8 protein-coding genes are annotated in these 16,313 nt (G+C 74.3%); 4 read left to right on the top strand and 4 right to left on the bottom strand.

Annotation, left to right across the window (positions count from 1 at the left end):
• Nucleotides 1-449 precede the first annotated feature (449 nt).
• The 4 genes from OV090_RS38520 (at nt 450) to OV090_RS38505 (ending at nt 12,763) form a co-directional block, all read left to right on the top strand.
• On the top strand, nt 450-2,708 hold the full coding sequence (locus OV090_RS38520) for a hypothetical protein (RefSeq protein WP_267709821.1): 2,259 nt from the start codon (nt 450-452) through the stop codon (nt 2,706-2,708).
• Between the two features lie 678 nt (nt 2,709-3,386).
• Complete coding sequence (locus OV090_RS38515; RefSeq protein ID WP_267709820.1) at nt 3,387-11,159, top strand: tetratricopeptide repeat protein; 7,773 nt, start codon at nt 3,387-3,389, stop codon at nt 11,157-11,159.
• 118 nt (nt 11,160-11,277) lie between these two features.
• Complete coding sequence (locus tag OV090_RS38510; protein ID WP_267709819.1) at nt 11,278-12,054, top strand: alpha/beta hydrolase; 777 nt, start codon at nt 11,278-11,280, stop codon at nt 12,052-12,054.
• A gap of 169 nt (nt 12,055-12,223) precedes the next feature.
• The gene (locus tag OV090_RS38505) at nt 12,224-12,763 is read left to right on the top strand and encodes a hypothetical protein (protein WP_267709818.1); all 540 of its coding nucleotides are present in this window, start codon (nt 12,224-12,226) and stop codon (nt 12,761-12,763) included.
• Between the two features lie 210 nt (nt 12,764-12,973).
• Here the strand turns inward: OV090_RS38505 and apaG are convergent, their stop codons facing one another.
• The 4 genes from apaG to OV090_RS38485 all read right to left on the bottom strand — a co-directional run bounded on the left by apaG (nt 12,974) and on the right by OV090_RS38485 (nt 16,221).
• A complete protein-coding gene (apaG, locus tag OV090_RS38500) occupies nt 12,974-13,357 on the bottom strand; it encodes a Co2+/Mg2+ efflux protein ApaG (protein WP_267709817.1) in 384 nt (127 codons plus the stop codon).
• 11 nt (nt 13,358-13,368) lie between these two features.
• Nucleotides 13,369-15,183 (bottom strand): aldehyde ferredoxin oxidoreductase C-terminal domain-containing protein, encoded by a 1,815-nt coding sequence (locus OV090_RS38495; RefSeq protein ID WP_267709816.1) that lies wholly within the window; start codon nt 15,181-15,183, stop codon nt 13,369-13,371.
• Nucleotides 15,184-15,396: 213 nt separating this feature from the next.
• Nucleotides 15,397-15,657 carry a MoaD/ThiS family protein gene (locus tag OV090_RS38490; RefSeq protein WP_267709815.1) on the bottom strand — a complete coding sequence of 87 codons (261 nt, stop codon included), beginning with the start codon at nt 15,655-15,657 and terminating at the stop codon, nt 15,397-15,399.
• A 3-nt stretch (nt 15,658-15,660) separates the two neighbouring features.
• The gene (locus tag OV090_RS38485) at nt 15,661-16,221 is read right to left on the bottom strand and encodes a hypothetical protein (protein ID WP_267709814.1); all 561 of its coding nucleotides are present in this window, start codon (nt 16,219-16,221) and stop codon (nt 15,661-15,663) included.
• Between the last annotated feature and the right edge of the window lie 92 nt (nt 16,222-16,313).

The raw sequence follows: 16,313 nt of genomic DNA, 5'->3' as shown, positions 1-16,313 counted from the left end.
TCATTCCGCTGCGGTGGCCTTTACTAAACATGTCCCTTCGGACATGAGCAGCTTCGTGTCGCTGCGGGATCGCGTCGTCGCGAGGGGCGCTCGGACGAGGGTCGCGGCGTCGCGTCGTCGTGGCCTCGCGGCAGATCGGCCCTGCAGTCGCGGCGGGATCGCGGGGATGCCGGTCCGGGTGGGCGAGGGTTTTCACGGCCCGGCTCGTGGCCACTGCGGGGCGCGCGTGCGACGAACGGGGGCCGATGACCTCGATCTGTCGCGGGTCCGGAGCCGTCCCGGGCGAGCTGCCGGAGGCCCGCGAACGCGGCCTTATGGCGCGCATACGGGCTCGCGCGGATCCGGCGGTGCGTGCGCGCGGGCGGGCGGCCGCTGGCCTGCCCGGCTCGGGCCGCTCGCCGTGGCGGGGTTTTGGCGCTCACGCCGAGGGTAGGGCACGATCCAGGAGGATGCCCGCGGCCGACGAGACCTACCGCCAGTGGTTGGAGCTCCGCCTCGGGCAGTCGTTCATCGACGACCTCATGTCGCCCGACCAGGCGGTGGTGTGGCACGAGCTGTGCCGCGACCTGCGAGTCGGGCCGGAGCCGGCCGGCGACGACGACGACGAGGAGGCGCTGGCCGCTTGCGGCGAGTCCCTCGAGACATGTCTCGTCGGCCAGGCCGAAAGGGACATGCCGCCGCTGTGGGCGGTCGGCTCGACGCGCGCCGGCGGATGTACTCTGGTGCAGGACCTGCTGCTCGGGCTGTGCGGTCCGGCCGGCGCGGGGGCGCGGGGCCGGCTGGGCGACGTGCTGCCGGTGCCGCTGGTGATGTGCGGACGGACGGTCCGCGGGCCGCTCGGCATGCTCGGCATGGATGTCCGTTGGGACAGCTGCGAGACCGTGGCCGAGGCGCTGACGCGCTGGTGGGCGCTGGTCGAGCACGACGTGCGGCGGGCGTTCGCGCCGGGGTTCGCGGCGTCCGACCTGCAGGCGGGTCGCGTTCGGCCGCTGCTGCTGGTCGCCGGGCTCGACGAGCTGCCGGAGGCGACGCGCGCGGCGGTGGGGCGGTGGGCGGCGGAGCTGTGCGCGGCGGGGGCACCTGTCCTTTTGACCACGCGCTCGGCCGAGGTGCCGGAGCTCGAGCAGCTGCGCGCGGCGGGGTCGCTGCGGCGGGTCCACCTGCAGCCGCTGGCGCGGCCGGCGATCGATCGCTTCGTCGACCGCTGGGTGCGGTTGCCGGGGGCGTTCGAGCCGGCCGCGGCGGCGCGGGTGCGGGCGGCGATCGACGGCTCGCCGGCGCGGCGGGCCCTGGCGCGTCGCCCGGTGACTCTGGCGATGCTGACGGTGCTGCTGGCCCGCACCGAGGTCGCGCCCGACTCGCTCGAGGCGCTGCAGCGGCAGCTGCTCGCGGTGCTCGAGCCGCAGCGGCCGGCGCACCGCCTGCTCGTCGCGCGCATCGTCGCCGATCGCGACAGCCCGATCGCGGCGGTCGAGCGGGCCGAATGGGTGGCGCCGCTGGTCGCCGCGGCGGGGGTCCACGATCACCCGGAGCTGGGCGACGCGCTGGGCCGCGACCCGGCGCTCGCGGATACGGGCGCCGAGGTGCTGCGCGCGGCGGCGCAGGGCTGGGCCGCCGGCGGGTGCCCGATCGCGGCGATGCAATCGCTGGTGCCCGCGGGGCTGACGGCGCTCGCTGCCGGCCACGTCGGCGACCGCGACGACGCGATGGCGCGGCTGGTGGTGTTCGGCCAGCGCGCGGGCTGGTGGCGGCCGGACCACGCGTTCGTGCTGCACCGCGGGCTGCCGGGGCGCGAGCGGCTGTTCGAGATCGAGGACGCGACCATCCGGCCGCGGCCGCTGTTCACCGCGCTGGCGGGCCTGCAGGAGATGTGGGGCACGTTCGCGTTGCCGCTGCTGCGCGCCGCGCCGCTCGGCTACCTGCTGGCCGAGGGCGGCGCGGCTTGCCCGGTGACGACCGCGGCGCTGTTCGCCGAGACCCCGCCGCCCGAGGTGCGGATGGTGCGAGATCTGTTCCAGCGCGCCCTCCTGCTCGAGCTGGCCCTCGTCAGCCTCGCCGCCGACGACGAGGCGCTGCAGCGCGAGGTGCTCGAGGTCGTGCTCGCCCGCGATCAGGACCTCGACGCCGCGCTCGACCGGGCGCTGCTCGCGGAGCTCGGCGAGACCCGCCCGCCAGGGCCGCGCAGCGCCGGCAACCTGAGCCCGCGGCTGCTCCACATCGATGCGGCGCTCGAGCTGGCGAGTCGCCTGACGCCCGACGGGGCGCCCGAGCTGGCGCGAGACCTCGAGCTGGCGCGCGCGCGGGCAGCGACGGAGCACGAGCCGCGGCTGCAGCGCCTGGCTGCGTTCGTGGTCGTCATCCTTTTATATGCGATCGACCGCCGGCTGGTGCCGACGCGCACGGAGATCCGGCGGAACGATGTCTCCGCGCTGCTGCTGGCGCTGACGCGGCCGGAGACGGTGGCGGCGGCGTTCCCCGAGGAGCGCCGCGGGCAGATCGCGGCCGACTGGCAGTGGGTGGCCCGGCAATCGTGGGCGCCGCAGCGAGTCGCGGAGATCTTGCTGCTGCACATGCCGGACAGTGTGTCGCTGGCGCCCGAGCGCGTGCTGCCCCGCTGCCACGCGTGGCTGCGCCACTTCCTCGGCGCGACGACGGAGCGCGGGCCGCTCGAACATGACGGCGGCGAGAGGCCGCGCGCCCGCAAGTGACGCGGGCGGCGACGAGTGCGCGAGCGCCTCGGCCGTGACGATCGCTCGCAGGGACGCGCAGGACCGCGGCGCCCACGGCCGCAAGGAGACGCGCGGTCCCGCGGTGGCACGGCCGCGAGAGGCGGGCTTTCCGGGTGCGGGAGCGGGGAGACGCGCGGTCTCGCGGAGGCTCGGCCGCGAGAGACGCCGGGCTGCGCGCAGACCCGCGAAGGTTCGGTCCTGAGTGGCGCGGGCCGTCGGCGTCCTCGTGGCGAGATTCGGGGCGCGAGACGTCGGCGCCGATGGCGTGGCGAGGTGCAGATCCGCGGAGTCACGGCGGCGAGGGGCGCGAGGTCCGGGGCGCGAGACATCGGCGCCGGTGGTGCGGCGAGGGGCGCGAGGTCTGGGCGCCGCGGTGATGGTGGAGGCGCGGCGGCGAGGGGCGCGAGACTTTTGCGTGTCACTGCTCGCCGCGCGTGAATCGATCGACGACGCGTCGCGGGGGCGACGACGCGGCGCGCGGAAATGTGCCGCGGTGCGTCACGCGGCGCCTCGCGAGGATGTCACGGCACGCGCGGGGGTGCGCGGCCTCGCCGGCCCGCGGGATAGGCAAACCCTGGTATGGTGCAACCCTGGCCGAAGGCCCTGACGCGCGCCTCTGTGTGCGGGCAGGCGCGGCGCCGGTTAACGAGGCATCCGATGGCAGACACATCTTCGCGTATCCCCGATGAGCAGGGCTTCGACAGCGCGGCGGCGGCGGTCCGCAGCGAGCCCGAGCGGGCCGACCGCTGGGACCAGGTCGAGGCGCTCGGCGAGCCGGAGCGCGCCGCCGCGATCGCGGCGCTTTATCGCGAGATCCTCGCCAAGGAGCTCACCCCCGCCGCGGCCACCGTCGTCGGTCAGCGGGCCGTGGCGTTCTTCGAGGAGTGGTTCCCGGGCGACGAGACGGCGCTCACCGAGGTGCTGCGGCGCGTGCTCGCGGTCCAGCCCGGCGACGGCTGGGCGTTCCAGCGGCTGACCGGGGTGCTCACGCTGAACGAGCGCTGGAGCGAGCTGCTGGCGCTGTACGACCAGGTCCTCGCCGCGGGCACGCTCGACGAGGCGCGCCGGATCGGCATCCTCGAGGAAGCCACCGACATCGCCCGCGACTTCGCCGGTCAGCCGGATCACGCGGTCGACTACATGCAGCAGCTGCTGGCGCTGCGCCCGAGCGACACGCGGCTCGAGGCGGCGCTCGAGCGCCTGCTCGAGAAGCAGGCCCGCCACCGCGACCTGATCTCGCTGTACAAGCGGCGGATCGGCCTGCAGGGGCGCGAGGCGACCGCGGGCTTGCCGGTCAAGATCGCCGAGCTGTGGCTCGACCGCCTGGCGCAGCCCGGCGAGGCGCTCGAGGAGCTGCGCGGCCTGCTGAAGGACGACGGCGGCAACCGCGACGCGTGGGCGCTGCTCGAGCGGATCCTGGTGCTGGGCGAGGCCTCGACGGCGGTGCGCACCGGGGCGCTCGATCTGCTGCGCACCAGCTACGACGCCGCCGACCTGCGCGAGGAGGTGATCCGGATCCTCGGGGTCGCGCTCGGGTTCGCCGAGCCGCAGGCGGCGATCGGGCTCCACCGCGAGCTCGCCGAGCGGCTCGTGACCGCGGGGCGTCCGGCGGCGGCGATGGAGCACTACGTCGCGGTGGTCGGCGCGCTGCCGGGCTCGGAGAGCGATCACCGGCGGCTGCGTCACCTGGCGGAGCTGCACGGCGAGCACGCGCTGCACGTGAAGGGCCTGGCCGCCGCGGCCGCGAGCGAGGGCGACGCGGGCAAGCGCGCGGCGCTGTGGGCCGAGGCGGGGGATGTCCACCGCGAGTCGCTGGCCGACGACGCCGGCGCGATCGGCCTGTACCAGCAGGTGCTCGGCGAGCCGCAGGCCGACCGGGCGCTGGCGCTGCGGGTGGCGCGGCTGCTCGACGTGCTGCTGGCGCAGACGGGGCAGGCGGCGGAGCGGCTCACCGTGCTCGAGCGGCTCGGCGAGCTCGAGTCGGGGCCGACGCAGACGACGGTGCTCGGGGAGGCGGCCAAGCTGGCTCTCGGGTCAGGTGACGCCGAGCGCTCGCTGAAGAGCTGGCGCGCCCGCCTGGCCCTCGACGCCGAGGACGCCGAGGCGCTGACTGCCGCGATCGCGGTGCTCGAGGGCCTCGGGCGCTGGGGCGAGGTGGTCGACGTGCTGCGCCAGCGCGCGGGCGGGCCGGTGCCGGAGCACCAGCGCCGCGCCGACCTGGTGCGGGTGGCGGAGATCCAGGCGGAGCACCTGGCGAACCTGCCGGGGGCGATCGCGACCTGGCAGGAGATCGTGGGCGGCTTCGGCGAGTCGGAGCAGACGGTCGAGTCGCTGGCGTCGCTGCTGGCCGAGGTCACGCGCTGGCCTGACCTCGCGGACCTGCTCGATCGGGCAGCCGGTCGCGGCACCGCCCGCCTGGCCGACCTGTCGACCCGCCTCGGCGACGTGTGCCGCACCCAGCTCGACGCGCCCGGTCGCGCGGTCGCCTGCTACGACACCGCGCTGACGGCCGATCCGGCCCACGAGGGCGCGCGCGCCGGCCTCCTGGCGACGCTCGAGACCGAGGCCCGCGCCGGCGCGGTCGAGGTGCTCGGCAAGCTGTACCGCGGCCGCGGCGAGTGGGCCGACCTGGCCTCGATCGTCGACGCTCGCCTGGCCGCCGCCGAGGGCGACTCGGTCAAACAGGTCGACATCCTGCGCGAGACGGCCCGCCTGCACGAGGCGCACACCGGCGACAAGCCGGCCGCGGTCGCGGCGCTGGCCCGGGCGTTCCCGCTGGCCCCGGCCGACCGCTCGATCGAGCGCGACCTGCTGCGGCTGTCCGAAGAGACAGGTGATTTCGGGCCCGCGGCGACCGCGTTCCACCAGGCCGCGGCCACCCCGATCGCCGGCGAGCCGCACCGCGCGACCGAGCTGCGGCTGGCCGAGGCGCGGCTGGCCGAGCACAAGCTGGGCGATGCGGCGCGGGCGCTGGCGGCGTATCAGGCGGTGCTGTCGGCGACCCGCAGCGACGCCGAGGCGGTCCGCGGGGCGATCCGCACCGCCGCGGCGGTGGGCGACTTCTCGGCCGCCGCGCACGCGCTGCTCGGGCAGATCGTCGGCGACCAGAAGATCGACGATCCGACCTTCGCCCTGGTCGAGGGCCTCGCCGGCGAGCACGCCGGCTGGGACCGCCTGACCCTGTCCCTCGAGGCAGCCGCGAACGCGGGCAAGAGCTCGCTCACCCCGGAGCTGTACGCGTTCGTGGCGGCCCGCGTGGCCCAGTGGCACCGCGAGAAGCGGAGCGACGTCGCGGCCGCCCGCGAGGCGCTGCTGCGCTCGGTGGCGGCCCAGCCGGGCCACCGCGAGCGGCTGCGGACCCTGGCCGACCTGCAGCGCGCGGCGCCCGAGCCGGCGCTGATCGACACGCTGCTGGCGCTCGACGGCCTGAGCGAGACCGACTTTGACCCGCTCTACGAGGCCTCGGAGCTGGCGCTCGGCCTGCTCGGCGACACCGACATCACGCGCGACATCCTCCAGCGCCTGCTGGGCCGCGCGACCGCGCTGTGGAGCCGCGGGGTCGCGGCCACCGGCGCCCGCAGCAACGACGTCAGCGTCGGCTGGGCGGCGCAGAAGCTGTCGCAGCTGCACGAGCAGGACGGCGACCGCAAGGCCGCGGCCGAGCTGCTGGCCAAGGTCTCGACCTTGCCCTTCGACCAGCCTGTCGCTCAGGACATGCGCATCCGGGCAGCCGGGATCTTCACCGAGCTCGGCGACCGCCAGCGGGCGATCGGCCTCTACGAGGTCGCGCTCGAGTCGAACCCCGACGACCTCGCGGTGCTGCGCCTGCTCGGCCCGCTGCTGCAGGCCGAGGAGCGGTTCCCCGAGCTGCTCAAGCTGCGCAAGCACGAGCTGTCCAAAGAGCCAGACGCGGCGCGCCGGCTCGAGCTGCGGCTGGAGATCGCGCGGCTGGTCGGGGTGATCGAGCAGCGCGGCGGACGGGTCGAGGCGCTGCGGTCGAACCTGCACGACGACCCCAGCCACGACCCGTCGCTGGCGGCGCTGACCGAGATCCTGGCCGACAAGGCGAGCCCCGACGAGCTGGCGAAGTTCCTCGGCGAGCACGCGGCCCGGCTCGAGCAGGTCGACGACAAGCCGCGCGCGGTCCGGCTGTGGACGCAGCTGGCCGAGCTGGCGGAGCGCCGGATCGGCGACGTCGAGCTGGCCCTGTCGAGCCACCGCCGCGCCGCCTCGCTGGCGCCCAACTTCCACAACCTCGACGCGCTGGCGCGGCTGCACGTGGGCCGCAACGAGCCGGCCGAGGCGGTGCCGTGGCTGACGGAGCGGCTGGTCCGCACGCCGGAGGGCGCGGAGCGCACCGACATCGTGCTCGGCCTGGCCAACGCGCTGCTCGGCGCCGGTCGCAACGTCAAGGCGATCGAGGTGCTGACGCGGGCGGTCAGCGATCACCCGGCCGAGGCGCGCACGCGCGACCTGCTGATCAAGCTGGTGCGCGAGGCCGGCGACTGGGAGCGGCTGGCGTCGCTGCTGCAGGTCGCGGCCGAGCACACCGAGGATCGCGAGGTGGTGCTGGCGTTCCTCTACGAGGCGGCGGCGATCGTGCGCGAGCGCCTCGGCGAGCTCGACCGGGCGATCCCGGTGCTCGAGCGCCTGCACACCCTCGTGCCCGACGATCGCGGCGTGCTGGCCTACCTGGCCGACGCGCTGGTCAGCGGCGAGCGCTGGGCCGACGCGCAGGGGGTGCTCGAGCGGCTGTTGGCCGACTTCGGCCGCCGGCGCCCGCCCGAGCGCGCGCGCGTCCACTACAAGCTGGCGCAGGTGGCCCGCGCCCTGGGCGACACCAAGACGGCGGTGGCTCAGCTCGAGCTGGCGACCGCGATCGACGTCGGCGACGTCGCCAGCCTGCAGCTGCTGGCCGAGCTGTCCCGAGATACAGGTGACCTCGCCCGCGCCGAACGCAGCTACCGCGCGCTGCTGCTGGCCGCGCGCCGCCGCGGCGTCGACGGCGACGAGCGCCTGATCGGCATCGCCGAGGCGCAGTACGAATTGAGCCGCCTGGCCGAAGGCCGCGGGCAGACCGACCTCGCCCAGGAGCTGCTCGGCTCGGCCATCGAGGCCGCGCTGCAGGACGACCGCGAGGCCCGCAAGCTGCAGCGCGCGCTGCGGAGCCGCGGCGACGCGCAGCTGCTGGTCCGCGTGCTGCGCTCGCGCCTGGCCGCCGCGCAAGACCCGACGGCCCGCGCCAGCGTGCTCGGCGACCTCGCCGACGCGCTCGACGCCACCGGCCAGGCCGAGGAGGCGCTGGGCCTGAAGCTCGAGGCGCTGCAGCAGGACCCCGGCGCCGCGGCGCTGCAGCAGTCGGCCGCCGAGCAGGCCGCGCGCCTCGGGCAGAGCGGCCGCTACGTCGACGCGGTGCTCGGCCTGGTCGACCGCGCCCGCCGCAAGCAAGACGCCGGGCTGCAGGCCGACCTGCTCCTTCGGGCAGCCGACATCGTCGAGCGCGAGCTCGCCGACCACCCGCGCGCGACCGAGCTGTACGGCCGCGTCGAGGCCGGCGGTGAGCGGGTCGTCGAGGCGTGGCTGGGCCTGGCGCGGATCGCCGCGGCCCGCGGCGACACTGCGCGGCAGGTCGAGCTGCTCGAGCGGGTCTCCAACGCCCCTGACGACGCGATGCCGCCGGAGGTCCGCGCCCGCGCGGCCTTCGGGCTGGCGGAGATCCACCTGGCCGCGCCCGAGTCGCGCGACGCCGGCGTGGCGGCGATGCGGCGCGCGCTGCAGACCGAGCCGCGCCTCGACCTGGCCGAGCCGGTGCTGCGCCGGGCCCTCGCCGCGGCGCCCGATCACAAGGATCTCGGCGAGCTGTACGAGCAGATCGTGCGCAAGCTCGGCGACCGCCACGCGCTGCTCGCGTGGCTCGAGCAGAAGGTCAACGTCGAGGGCGTCGATCCGCAGGTCGCCGAGGACGCGTCCAACCTGGCGCTCGAGCTCGGCGAGAACGAGCGCTCGGAGAAGCTGCTGGTCCGCCGGATCGAGCTGGCCAACGAGCGCGAGGGCGGCGGCAAGTCGATCGCCGAGACGTACTTGACCCTGGCCGAGCGGCGCAAGGCCGCCGGCGACCTGCGCGGCGCGGTCGACTACCTGCGCGAGTCGGCCGCCAGCCTGCAGCTGCCGCAGACCTTCGAGCTGCAGCTCGAGCTCGCCGGCCTCGCCGCGGGTCAGACCGATCAGCTGGCGCTGGCCGCCGAGGTCTACGACGACCTGCTGCTGCAAGACCCGAGCAACAAGGCCGTGTGGGCGCCGCTGATGGCGGTGTACCGCAAGATCGGCGACGACTCGCGGCTGCAGCAGCTCGTCGAGTCGACCCTGCCGAGCCTCGCCGAGGTCGGCGAGCGCAACCAGCTCCGGCTCGAGCTGGTCGAGGCGCTGCTGCAGGGCAGCGGCCACGAGCAAGAGGTGGTCCGCCTGCTCAAGGACGTGCTGATGGAGGAGCCCGGCCACAAGCAGGCCGAGGCGCTGCTGGCCGAGGTGTTCGAGAAGACGGGCTTCGACTCCGAGCTGGTCGAGCTGCTGAACCAGCAGATCTTGACGGCCCAGGGCGCGGGCGACAGCGAGGGCGTGATCGCGGCCTCGCTGCGGCTCGGCGACCTGCTGCGCAAGACCCAGCCCGACGAGGCGCTGGCGGTCTACCGCAGCGCCCTCGACTTCGCGCCGCAGAGCCGGGCGCTGATCGAGGCGATGCTGAGCCTGACCGACGGCGAGCACGACCCGCGCGAGCGGGCGGAGATCGGCGAGCGCCTGCTGGCGATCGAGACCGGCGCGGCGGCGGTCCGCCTGGCGCTCGACGTCGCCGGCCAGTACGACAAGCTCGGCGACCGCGAGGCCACGAGCCGCGTGCTCGAGGCCGGCTACAAGGCGTCGCCCGACAGCGACGCGCTGCGCGAGCGGCTCGAGGCGTGGTACCGCGAGCGCGGCGAGTTCGAGCGCCTGGCCGAGCTGCTGGTCGCCTCGGCCGAGCGCGCGATCGACCCGACCAAGTCGGTCGGATTGCTGCGCGAGGCCTCGTCGATCTACGTCGACCAGCTGATGGACGCGCAGAAGTCGGCCGAGGTGCTGCGCACCGCCGTCGCCATCGACCCCAACGACAACGAGCTGCTGCGCGAGTTCATCGGCCGCCTGTGCGACACCGGCGAGCACGTCAGCGCGGTCGAGGAGCTGACCAAGGCGATCGACTGGCGCCCGCTCGAGGAGGACGTCCAGGTCGAGTTCCTGCGCCGCCGCGCCGAGCTGCGCATGATCATCGGCGACGAGGCCCGCGCCTCGGCCGACCTCGAGGAGGCCTACGGCCTGGTCGGCGCCGAGCTGATCCCCGACCTCATCGACGGCCTCGAGCGCTGGCGCAGCGCGGCGGCCAAGCGCGGCGACCGCGAGGGCGAGCGCAGCGCGACCTTGCGGCTGGCCGACGTCCTGCGCAAGGAGGGCGCCGACGATCAGGCCCGGCACGCGCTGTCCGGGTGGATCGACCACGCCCCCGGCGACACCGAGGCGCTGCGCCATCTGACCGCGATGGACGTCGCCGCCAGCCGGTGGGAGAGCGTGATCGAGACGGCGACCAAGCTGGTCGCCGCCGAGACGGGCGAGGAGCAGATCAAGGCGGTGATGCAGCTCGTCGACGCGTGCGAGAAGGTCGAGCGGCCGCACGACGCCCAGGCCGGGCTCGAGGCGGCTCACAAGGCCCAGCCGAAGAACGAGGCCGTGCGCGCGCGGCTGAAGCAGATCTTCGAGGAGACCGAGAACTACCCGGCGCTCGCGCGGCTGCTGATCTCCGAGGCCGACGTGATCACCGACGAGGGGACCCGCTTCGTCACGCTGCGCCAGGCCGGCGAGCTGCTGCTCGACGAGGACCCGGAGGCGGCCGTGGCCGCGCTCAGGCGGGCGCTCAAGCTGCGCCCGGCCGACCAGGCGGTCAACCTGCTGCTCGTCGAGGCCTTCGCCGCGGCCGAGCAGTTCGACGAGGCCAACGCGATCCTCGACGCGGCGATCGAGGCGATGAAGGGCCGCCGCTCGCCCGACCTGTGCGCCATGCAGTACCGCAAAGCGATGATCGCCGGGGCCCAGGAGAACTACGAGCAGGAGCTGCACTGGCTCAAGGAGGCCCACAACACCGACCGCAACAACGGCGACGTGGCGGTCGCCCTGGCCACGCTGGCCGAGCAGCTCGAGGACTACGACCTCGCCATCCGCGTGCTCCGCAGCATCGCCCTGATGGAGGCCGCCCCGATGAGCCGCGCGGTCGCCTACCTGCGCCAGGGCTACATCGCCGAGCGGCGCGGCGACCGCCAGAAGGCGGTGCTGTGGGGCCGGAAGGCGTTGATGGAGGACCCGAACTGCACCGAGGCCACCGACTTCCTGCGCCAGATCGGCGAACTGTAGCGGGGCGGTGTCGCAGCGGCGGAGGCGAGGTCCCACCCGCGGGGCCTCGCCTCTCGCCGTTTCAGCCCCCATATGCCGCGGTGTCGGCCCGTTCGCGTTCGGCTTATCATCGCCGCGTATGTCGACGATGACGACGAGCGACAAGGTCCAGATCGCCTACCGCGTGCTCGGCGAGGGCCCGCGGACGATCCTGGCGATCCACGGCTGGATGGTGTCCAGCACCGTCTACGACGAGCTGGCCGAGCGGCTCGACCTCACGGGCTTCCGCCTCGTGATCCCCGACCTGCGCGGCGCCGGCGAGTCCGACCGCCCCGAGTCCGGCTACACGGTCGAGCGCTACGCCGCCGACGTGACCGAGCTGATGGATGTCCTCGGGGACAGGTCGTTCGTGCTGATCGGCCACAGCATGGGCGGGGCGATCGCGCAGTGGATCGCGACGGCGACGCCCGAGCGGGTGCAGGGGCAGGTGCTGCTGTGCTCGGTGCCGGCCTCCGGCATCCCGTTCCCGCCCGACGCGGCGGGGCTGTTCCGCGGCGCCGACAACCGCGAGGCCAAGGCGACGATCCTCGGGATGGCCTGCACCAACCTGTCCGAGAGCGCCCGCGACCGCCTGCTCGGCGCCGGCGCGTCGATCCCCTCGAAGTGCATCGCCGAGGGCTTCGAGTCGTGGTCGGGCCTCGGCTTCTCCGACCGCCTGAAGAACATCACGGCCCGCACCCTGGTAGTCGCCACCGATGACCCGTTCATGCCGCCGCCGTTCCTCCGCCAGACGATCGTCGACCCGATCGCCGGCGCCCGCCTGGCCGTGATCCGCGGCGCCGGGCACTACGTGCAGGTCGAGCGGCCCGACGAGACTGTCGCGGTGATCTCGGCGTTCCTCGCCGGCCTCGGCTAGCTCTCGGGGACATGCCCTTCGGGGCATGCTCGTGAGGACATGCCCCTCGGGGCATGTCCTTCAAGTATCTCCTGACGATAGTTGTAGCGAGCGCTCGAGGCCTTCGGCGTGGTCTGGAGCGGACGAATAATGCGAGCTGGGCGCGGCGGTGGCTGGTATGCTCGCGCGGGTGGGAGAACTTGTCCTGCCGCTCGAGCTGCCGCCATCCGCGGCCTTCCAGGCGGCCCTGCGGCTGCCTGTGACGGCGGTGAGGCTCGTCGAGGTGGCGAGTTGCAGCGTCCTCGATCCCGCCGTCGCGGATGAGCTTCTCGCGAAGGCGGCACTGCTGTCGGCGCCTCGCGCGGCCTACGGTGCTGCGACGACGGCGTTGGCGGCCTTCGCCAAGCGGGTGCTGTGTTGGTGGGAGGAGTGGCCCGCCGACGAGCCATGGACCGAGGACGCGGCTGCCTACCAGGACGCTGCGTGGCGGGCGGACGAGGGACCGGGGCCTTACCCGCCGATCGCGCCAGAGAAGGCCGTGGATGAGGCCCGATGGGTGTTGGAGGCGATCGCCAGGAGCCGAGCCCGCGCCGGACGCGAAGGCTTTGCGACCTGGCCCGAAGGGCAGCTCGAGCAAGTGTGGGCGCTACGGTACTTCGCGAACGATGTGCTCCTGTTCGGATGCACGGCCGCGCACTGGACGGCTTTCGCGTGGACGACGACAGCGTGAGCGGCCGTGCTGCAGGCTCGCCGTCGTCGCGGCCTTCGGGTGCCGGGACGAGGCGCCGCCCGGCACGGCACCGCGAGAGGCCTCAGCGAGGCGACCAGCGGCGACGCGTCCGCGCCGGATAGCGACACGAGCACCAGTGGGCCCGATGAGTCGGCCGCGTTAGCGACCGATGACTTCGTCGGGTGAGCTGTCCCGAAGGACAGCCCCGCTTCAGACGATCGCCTGCGGGTCCGCCAGCACGAACGCGTCGACCAGCGCCTCGAAGCAGGCGCCGTTGGGGCGGAACATGGTGTAGCTGCCGTGCATCGCGCCGTGGGGCGTCTCGAGCACGCAGCCGCTGGTGTACTCGAACGACTCGCCGGGGTGGAGCAGCGGCTGCGAGCCGACCACGCCCTCGCCCTCGACCTCGCGCACGCCGCCGTGAGCGTCGGTGATGAACCAGTGACGCCGACACAGCTGGGCGGGCGCTTCGCCGGTGTTGGAGATCCGGATGGTGTAAGCGAACACGAAGCGCGCGCCCTCCGGCAGGGCACGCCCGCCGACATAGCGCGTCTTCACCTCGACGCAGATCCCCTCGGTCTCGCTCCGGGTCACCTGGGGTCCCATTAGCCGAGCGACGCGGGGCCTTGCAAGGGGGGGGCGTCCGTGAGCCAGGCGTCGAGCTCGAGTTCGCGGCGGAGGCGCTCCGACGGTCCGCCGCGCGGGACGTGCCCACGGGCGGCGTGGTATGCGTCCACCATCGCCGCGACGTCGGCCCGGTCGAGCGACGCGCCGTCTTCGAGCGCCTCGTCGTGGAAGCGGTCGGGCAGGCGGTCCTCGGCGAGCGTCCAGCCCTCGCGCACGTTGAAGGCGTGACGCACGGCGGCGATCCTGCGTGCCGACCGCCGCAGATCGTCTTCGCCCCGAGGCACGCCCGTCACCATCGCCAGCAGCTCGGCGCCTTCGCGCCAGGGCTCGCGGATGGCCCCGCGCAAGAACTTGCAGAGGATCAGGGAGTCGAGCAGGGCCGCATTGTCCTCGGCTTCGATCACCCGCGCGGGCGCGCGCGCCACGTCGGCGCGGTAGCGGTCGACGCCGGCCTGGAGGTCGGCCTGGTACGCGCCGCTGCGGTTGTGGTCGGCGCCCCTGCAGGCGACGCACAGGCCGAGGGCGAACGTCTGCATCGCCCGCGGCTCATAGCCCGGCAGCTCCAGGCCCTTGACGTGACAGGCGAAGCGCTCACTGCCCTGGCCGATCACGGCCGCGATCCGACGTGTCCCTTCCGCCAGGAGATCGCCGGCGCCCTCGCGCCGGGCGATCGCGCGGAGCCACGGCAGGACGTCGTCGCCGAAGCGCAGCGGCCAGTCGACGAGGCCGCGCTCGGCGCACTCCATCGCGAACGCCAGAGTGCCGCCGGCCGAGATCGTGTCGAGGCCGAGCGCGTCGCAGGCGCCGGCGGCCGCGAGCAGGCACGCAGGGTCGTCGACGTCGATCAGCGGCCCGAGAGCGAACTGAGTTTCGTACTCGATGCGCGTGCCGCCGTAGCGATGGTCGCAGCCGATCGTGCAGCCGGCGCAGCTGTCGCGCACGTGCTCGCCGGCGCGGGCCAGCCCCTCGGGCGCGAGGCGCCGCGCGGCTGCCTGGCCGATCGACACTGTCTGAAAGTTACGCCGCGGCAAGATCCGCAGGCGGTCGAAGGTCTCGAGGTTGGCCGCGGTCCCGAGCGCCCGGTACTTCTCGGTCGCCGCGCCGGCGCTGCGCGCCGCGAGATCGCGGGCCCGCACCTGCACGCTCGCCGCGTCCGCGACCCCGGCGACCGCCGCCCCGCGCACGCTGATCGCCTTGACCCGCTTGGCCCCGAGCACCGCCCCCGCGCCGCCGCGCCCGGCGTGCCGGCCGTCGTTGGAGATCGTCGCGTAGCGGATCTGCGCCTCGCCGGCGGGGCCGATCGCCGACACATGGCGAAAAAGACCTTGCTTTGCCGCCATGTCCGAAAGTTCATGTGCGGACAGGCCGGCCCACGCCGGGCACGGCTCGACGCGGCAGGCGGCCGGGTCCTCGTCGAGGTGGAGCCAGCCGAGGCGATCGAGCGCGCCGCGGATGACGAGGGCGTCGACCCCGAGGCGCTTGGCGGCGAGGGCGAAGCGGGAGCTGCTGAGGCCGTCGCTGATCCGCCCGGTCAGGGGGCTCTTGCACAGCACTGCGAACTTGGCGGTGGTGGTCAGCGGAGTGCCGAGCAGCGGGCTGAACGCGTAGACGAGCGGCGCCTCGGGCGCCAGCGGGTCGACGCCCGCCGGGGCGAACCGCCACAGGAGGTAGGCGCCGAGCCCGACGCCGCCGACGAACGCGTGGTAGGCAGCCTCCGGCAGCGCCACGTGCTCGACGGCCACGCGGTCGCCCCGCAGCTCGACGAGCAAGATCCGGCCGAAGTTGCCGCGCATCGGGAGGGTTGTAGCGCGCCCGCCCGCCCGCGCGACCGCAGAGCCGCGCGCGCCGGCCGAGCCCGCGCGACGTCGGTCACGCGAGCGTCTGCGAGCCGCGCGCCGCGCCGAGATCCCATGCATCGGTCCGGCGCGACGGGCTGCGCGCACAGGTGCGCGTCGCAGGGTCGGCTGATGTTCCTGGAGGCCTGGGAAGTTCCCTGGGCGGAGCGATCAGCCGCCGGCCGCGGCGGAGATCAGCACCAGCACCGTGCCGTCGGCGATCGGCAGCGTCGGGTCGGCGACGATCTCGCGGCCGTCGACGGCGACGAGCGCGTGTTCGGTGAGGCGGCCGTCGTGGACGATGTCGGGCACGAGGCCCGGGAGGATCGAGGCGAGCGCGTGGAGGATCGACGCGAGCGTGCCCGCGGGGACCTCCACGCGCGAGGCGCCCGCGCGCAGGCGCGGCACGCCGTAGAGCTCGACCGTGACCACGCCTCAGCGGGCCAGGAGCGCCTGGGCGTCGGCGTCGCGCGTGAACTCGATGCCCGCCGAGATCGCGGGCGCGGCGTGGGGCGCGAGCTCCGGCAGGCCCTCGATGTGGGGCGCCTTGCCGCCCTCGATGACCCAGTCGAAGCGGCTGTAGTAGCGGGCGGTGTGGCCGCGCTCGCTCTTGAGCTCGAGGCACAGCTCGAACGGGGCCGGCGCCTCGTCCTCGCACTCCCACACGCGAGCCTCGAGGTCGAGGCGGACGCGGTCCTGCGGCAGGTTGAGGGTCAGGCGGTTCTGCTCGCGGTGCCACGCGAAGATCTCGAGGAAGTGGCGCCACTGCGAGCTCTTGCCGAACCCGCCGAAGCGGTCACGACCCTGCTCGAGCAGGACGAGGTGATGGATCTGGTCGCGGTCGTTCTGCGGGAGCCGCTCGATCCACACCTGATTGGCGAGGTGCTGGACCCCGTTGGTGCTCGCGCAGTCGAACAGCCCGAACTCGTACGCGCCGATGCCCACGGTCGCCGCGAGCCCGAGGCTCACCCACTTGCTGGTCTTGCTTCGTGCCATTGCCGCGGCAGTTTAGAGCGCGCCGGCGCCCGCGTCCACGCCGCTGCAGCCGCTCGCCGCGAAACTTCTTCATTAAACAGCCGCGCAGGCGC

Source organism: Nannocystis sp. RBIL2, assembly GCF_026626745.1.
In the GTDB taxonomy this organism is placed as follows: Bacteria; Myxococcota_A; Polyangia; order Nannocystales; family Nannocystaceae; genus Nannocystis.
Note: the sequence above shows the minus strand (reverse complement) of the source record. Positions and strands in the feature narration are given on the sequence as shown.

Excerpts from the sequence above, each read along its gene's own strand:
- OV090_RS38515 (WP_267709820.1), top strand. The coding sequence starts at position 3,387 with ATGGCAGACACATCTTCGCGTATCCCCGATGAGCAGGGCTTCGACAGC.
- OV090_RS38520 (WP_267709821.1), top strand. The coding sequence starts at position 450 with ATGCCCGCGGCCGACGAGACCTACCGCCAGTGGTTGGAGCTCCGCCTC.
- OV090_RS38495 (WP_267709816.1), bottom strand. The coding sequence starts at position 15,183 with ATGCGCGGCAACTTCGGCCGGATCTTGCTCGTCGAGCTGCGGGGCGAC.
- OV090_RS38510 (WP_267709819.1), top strand. The coding sequence starts at position 11,278 with ATGTCGACGATGACGACGAGCGACAAGGTCCAGATCGCCTACCGCGTG.
- OV090_RS38485 (WP_267709814.1), bottom strand. The coding sequence starts at position 16,221 with ATGGCACGAAGCAAGACCAGCAAGTGGGTGAGCCTCGGGCTCGCGGCG.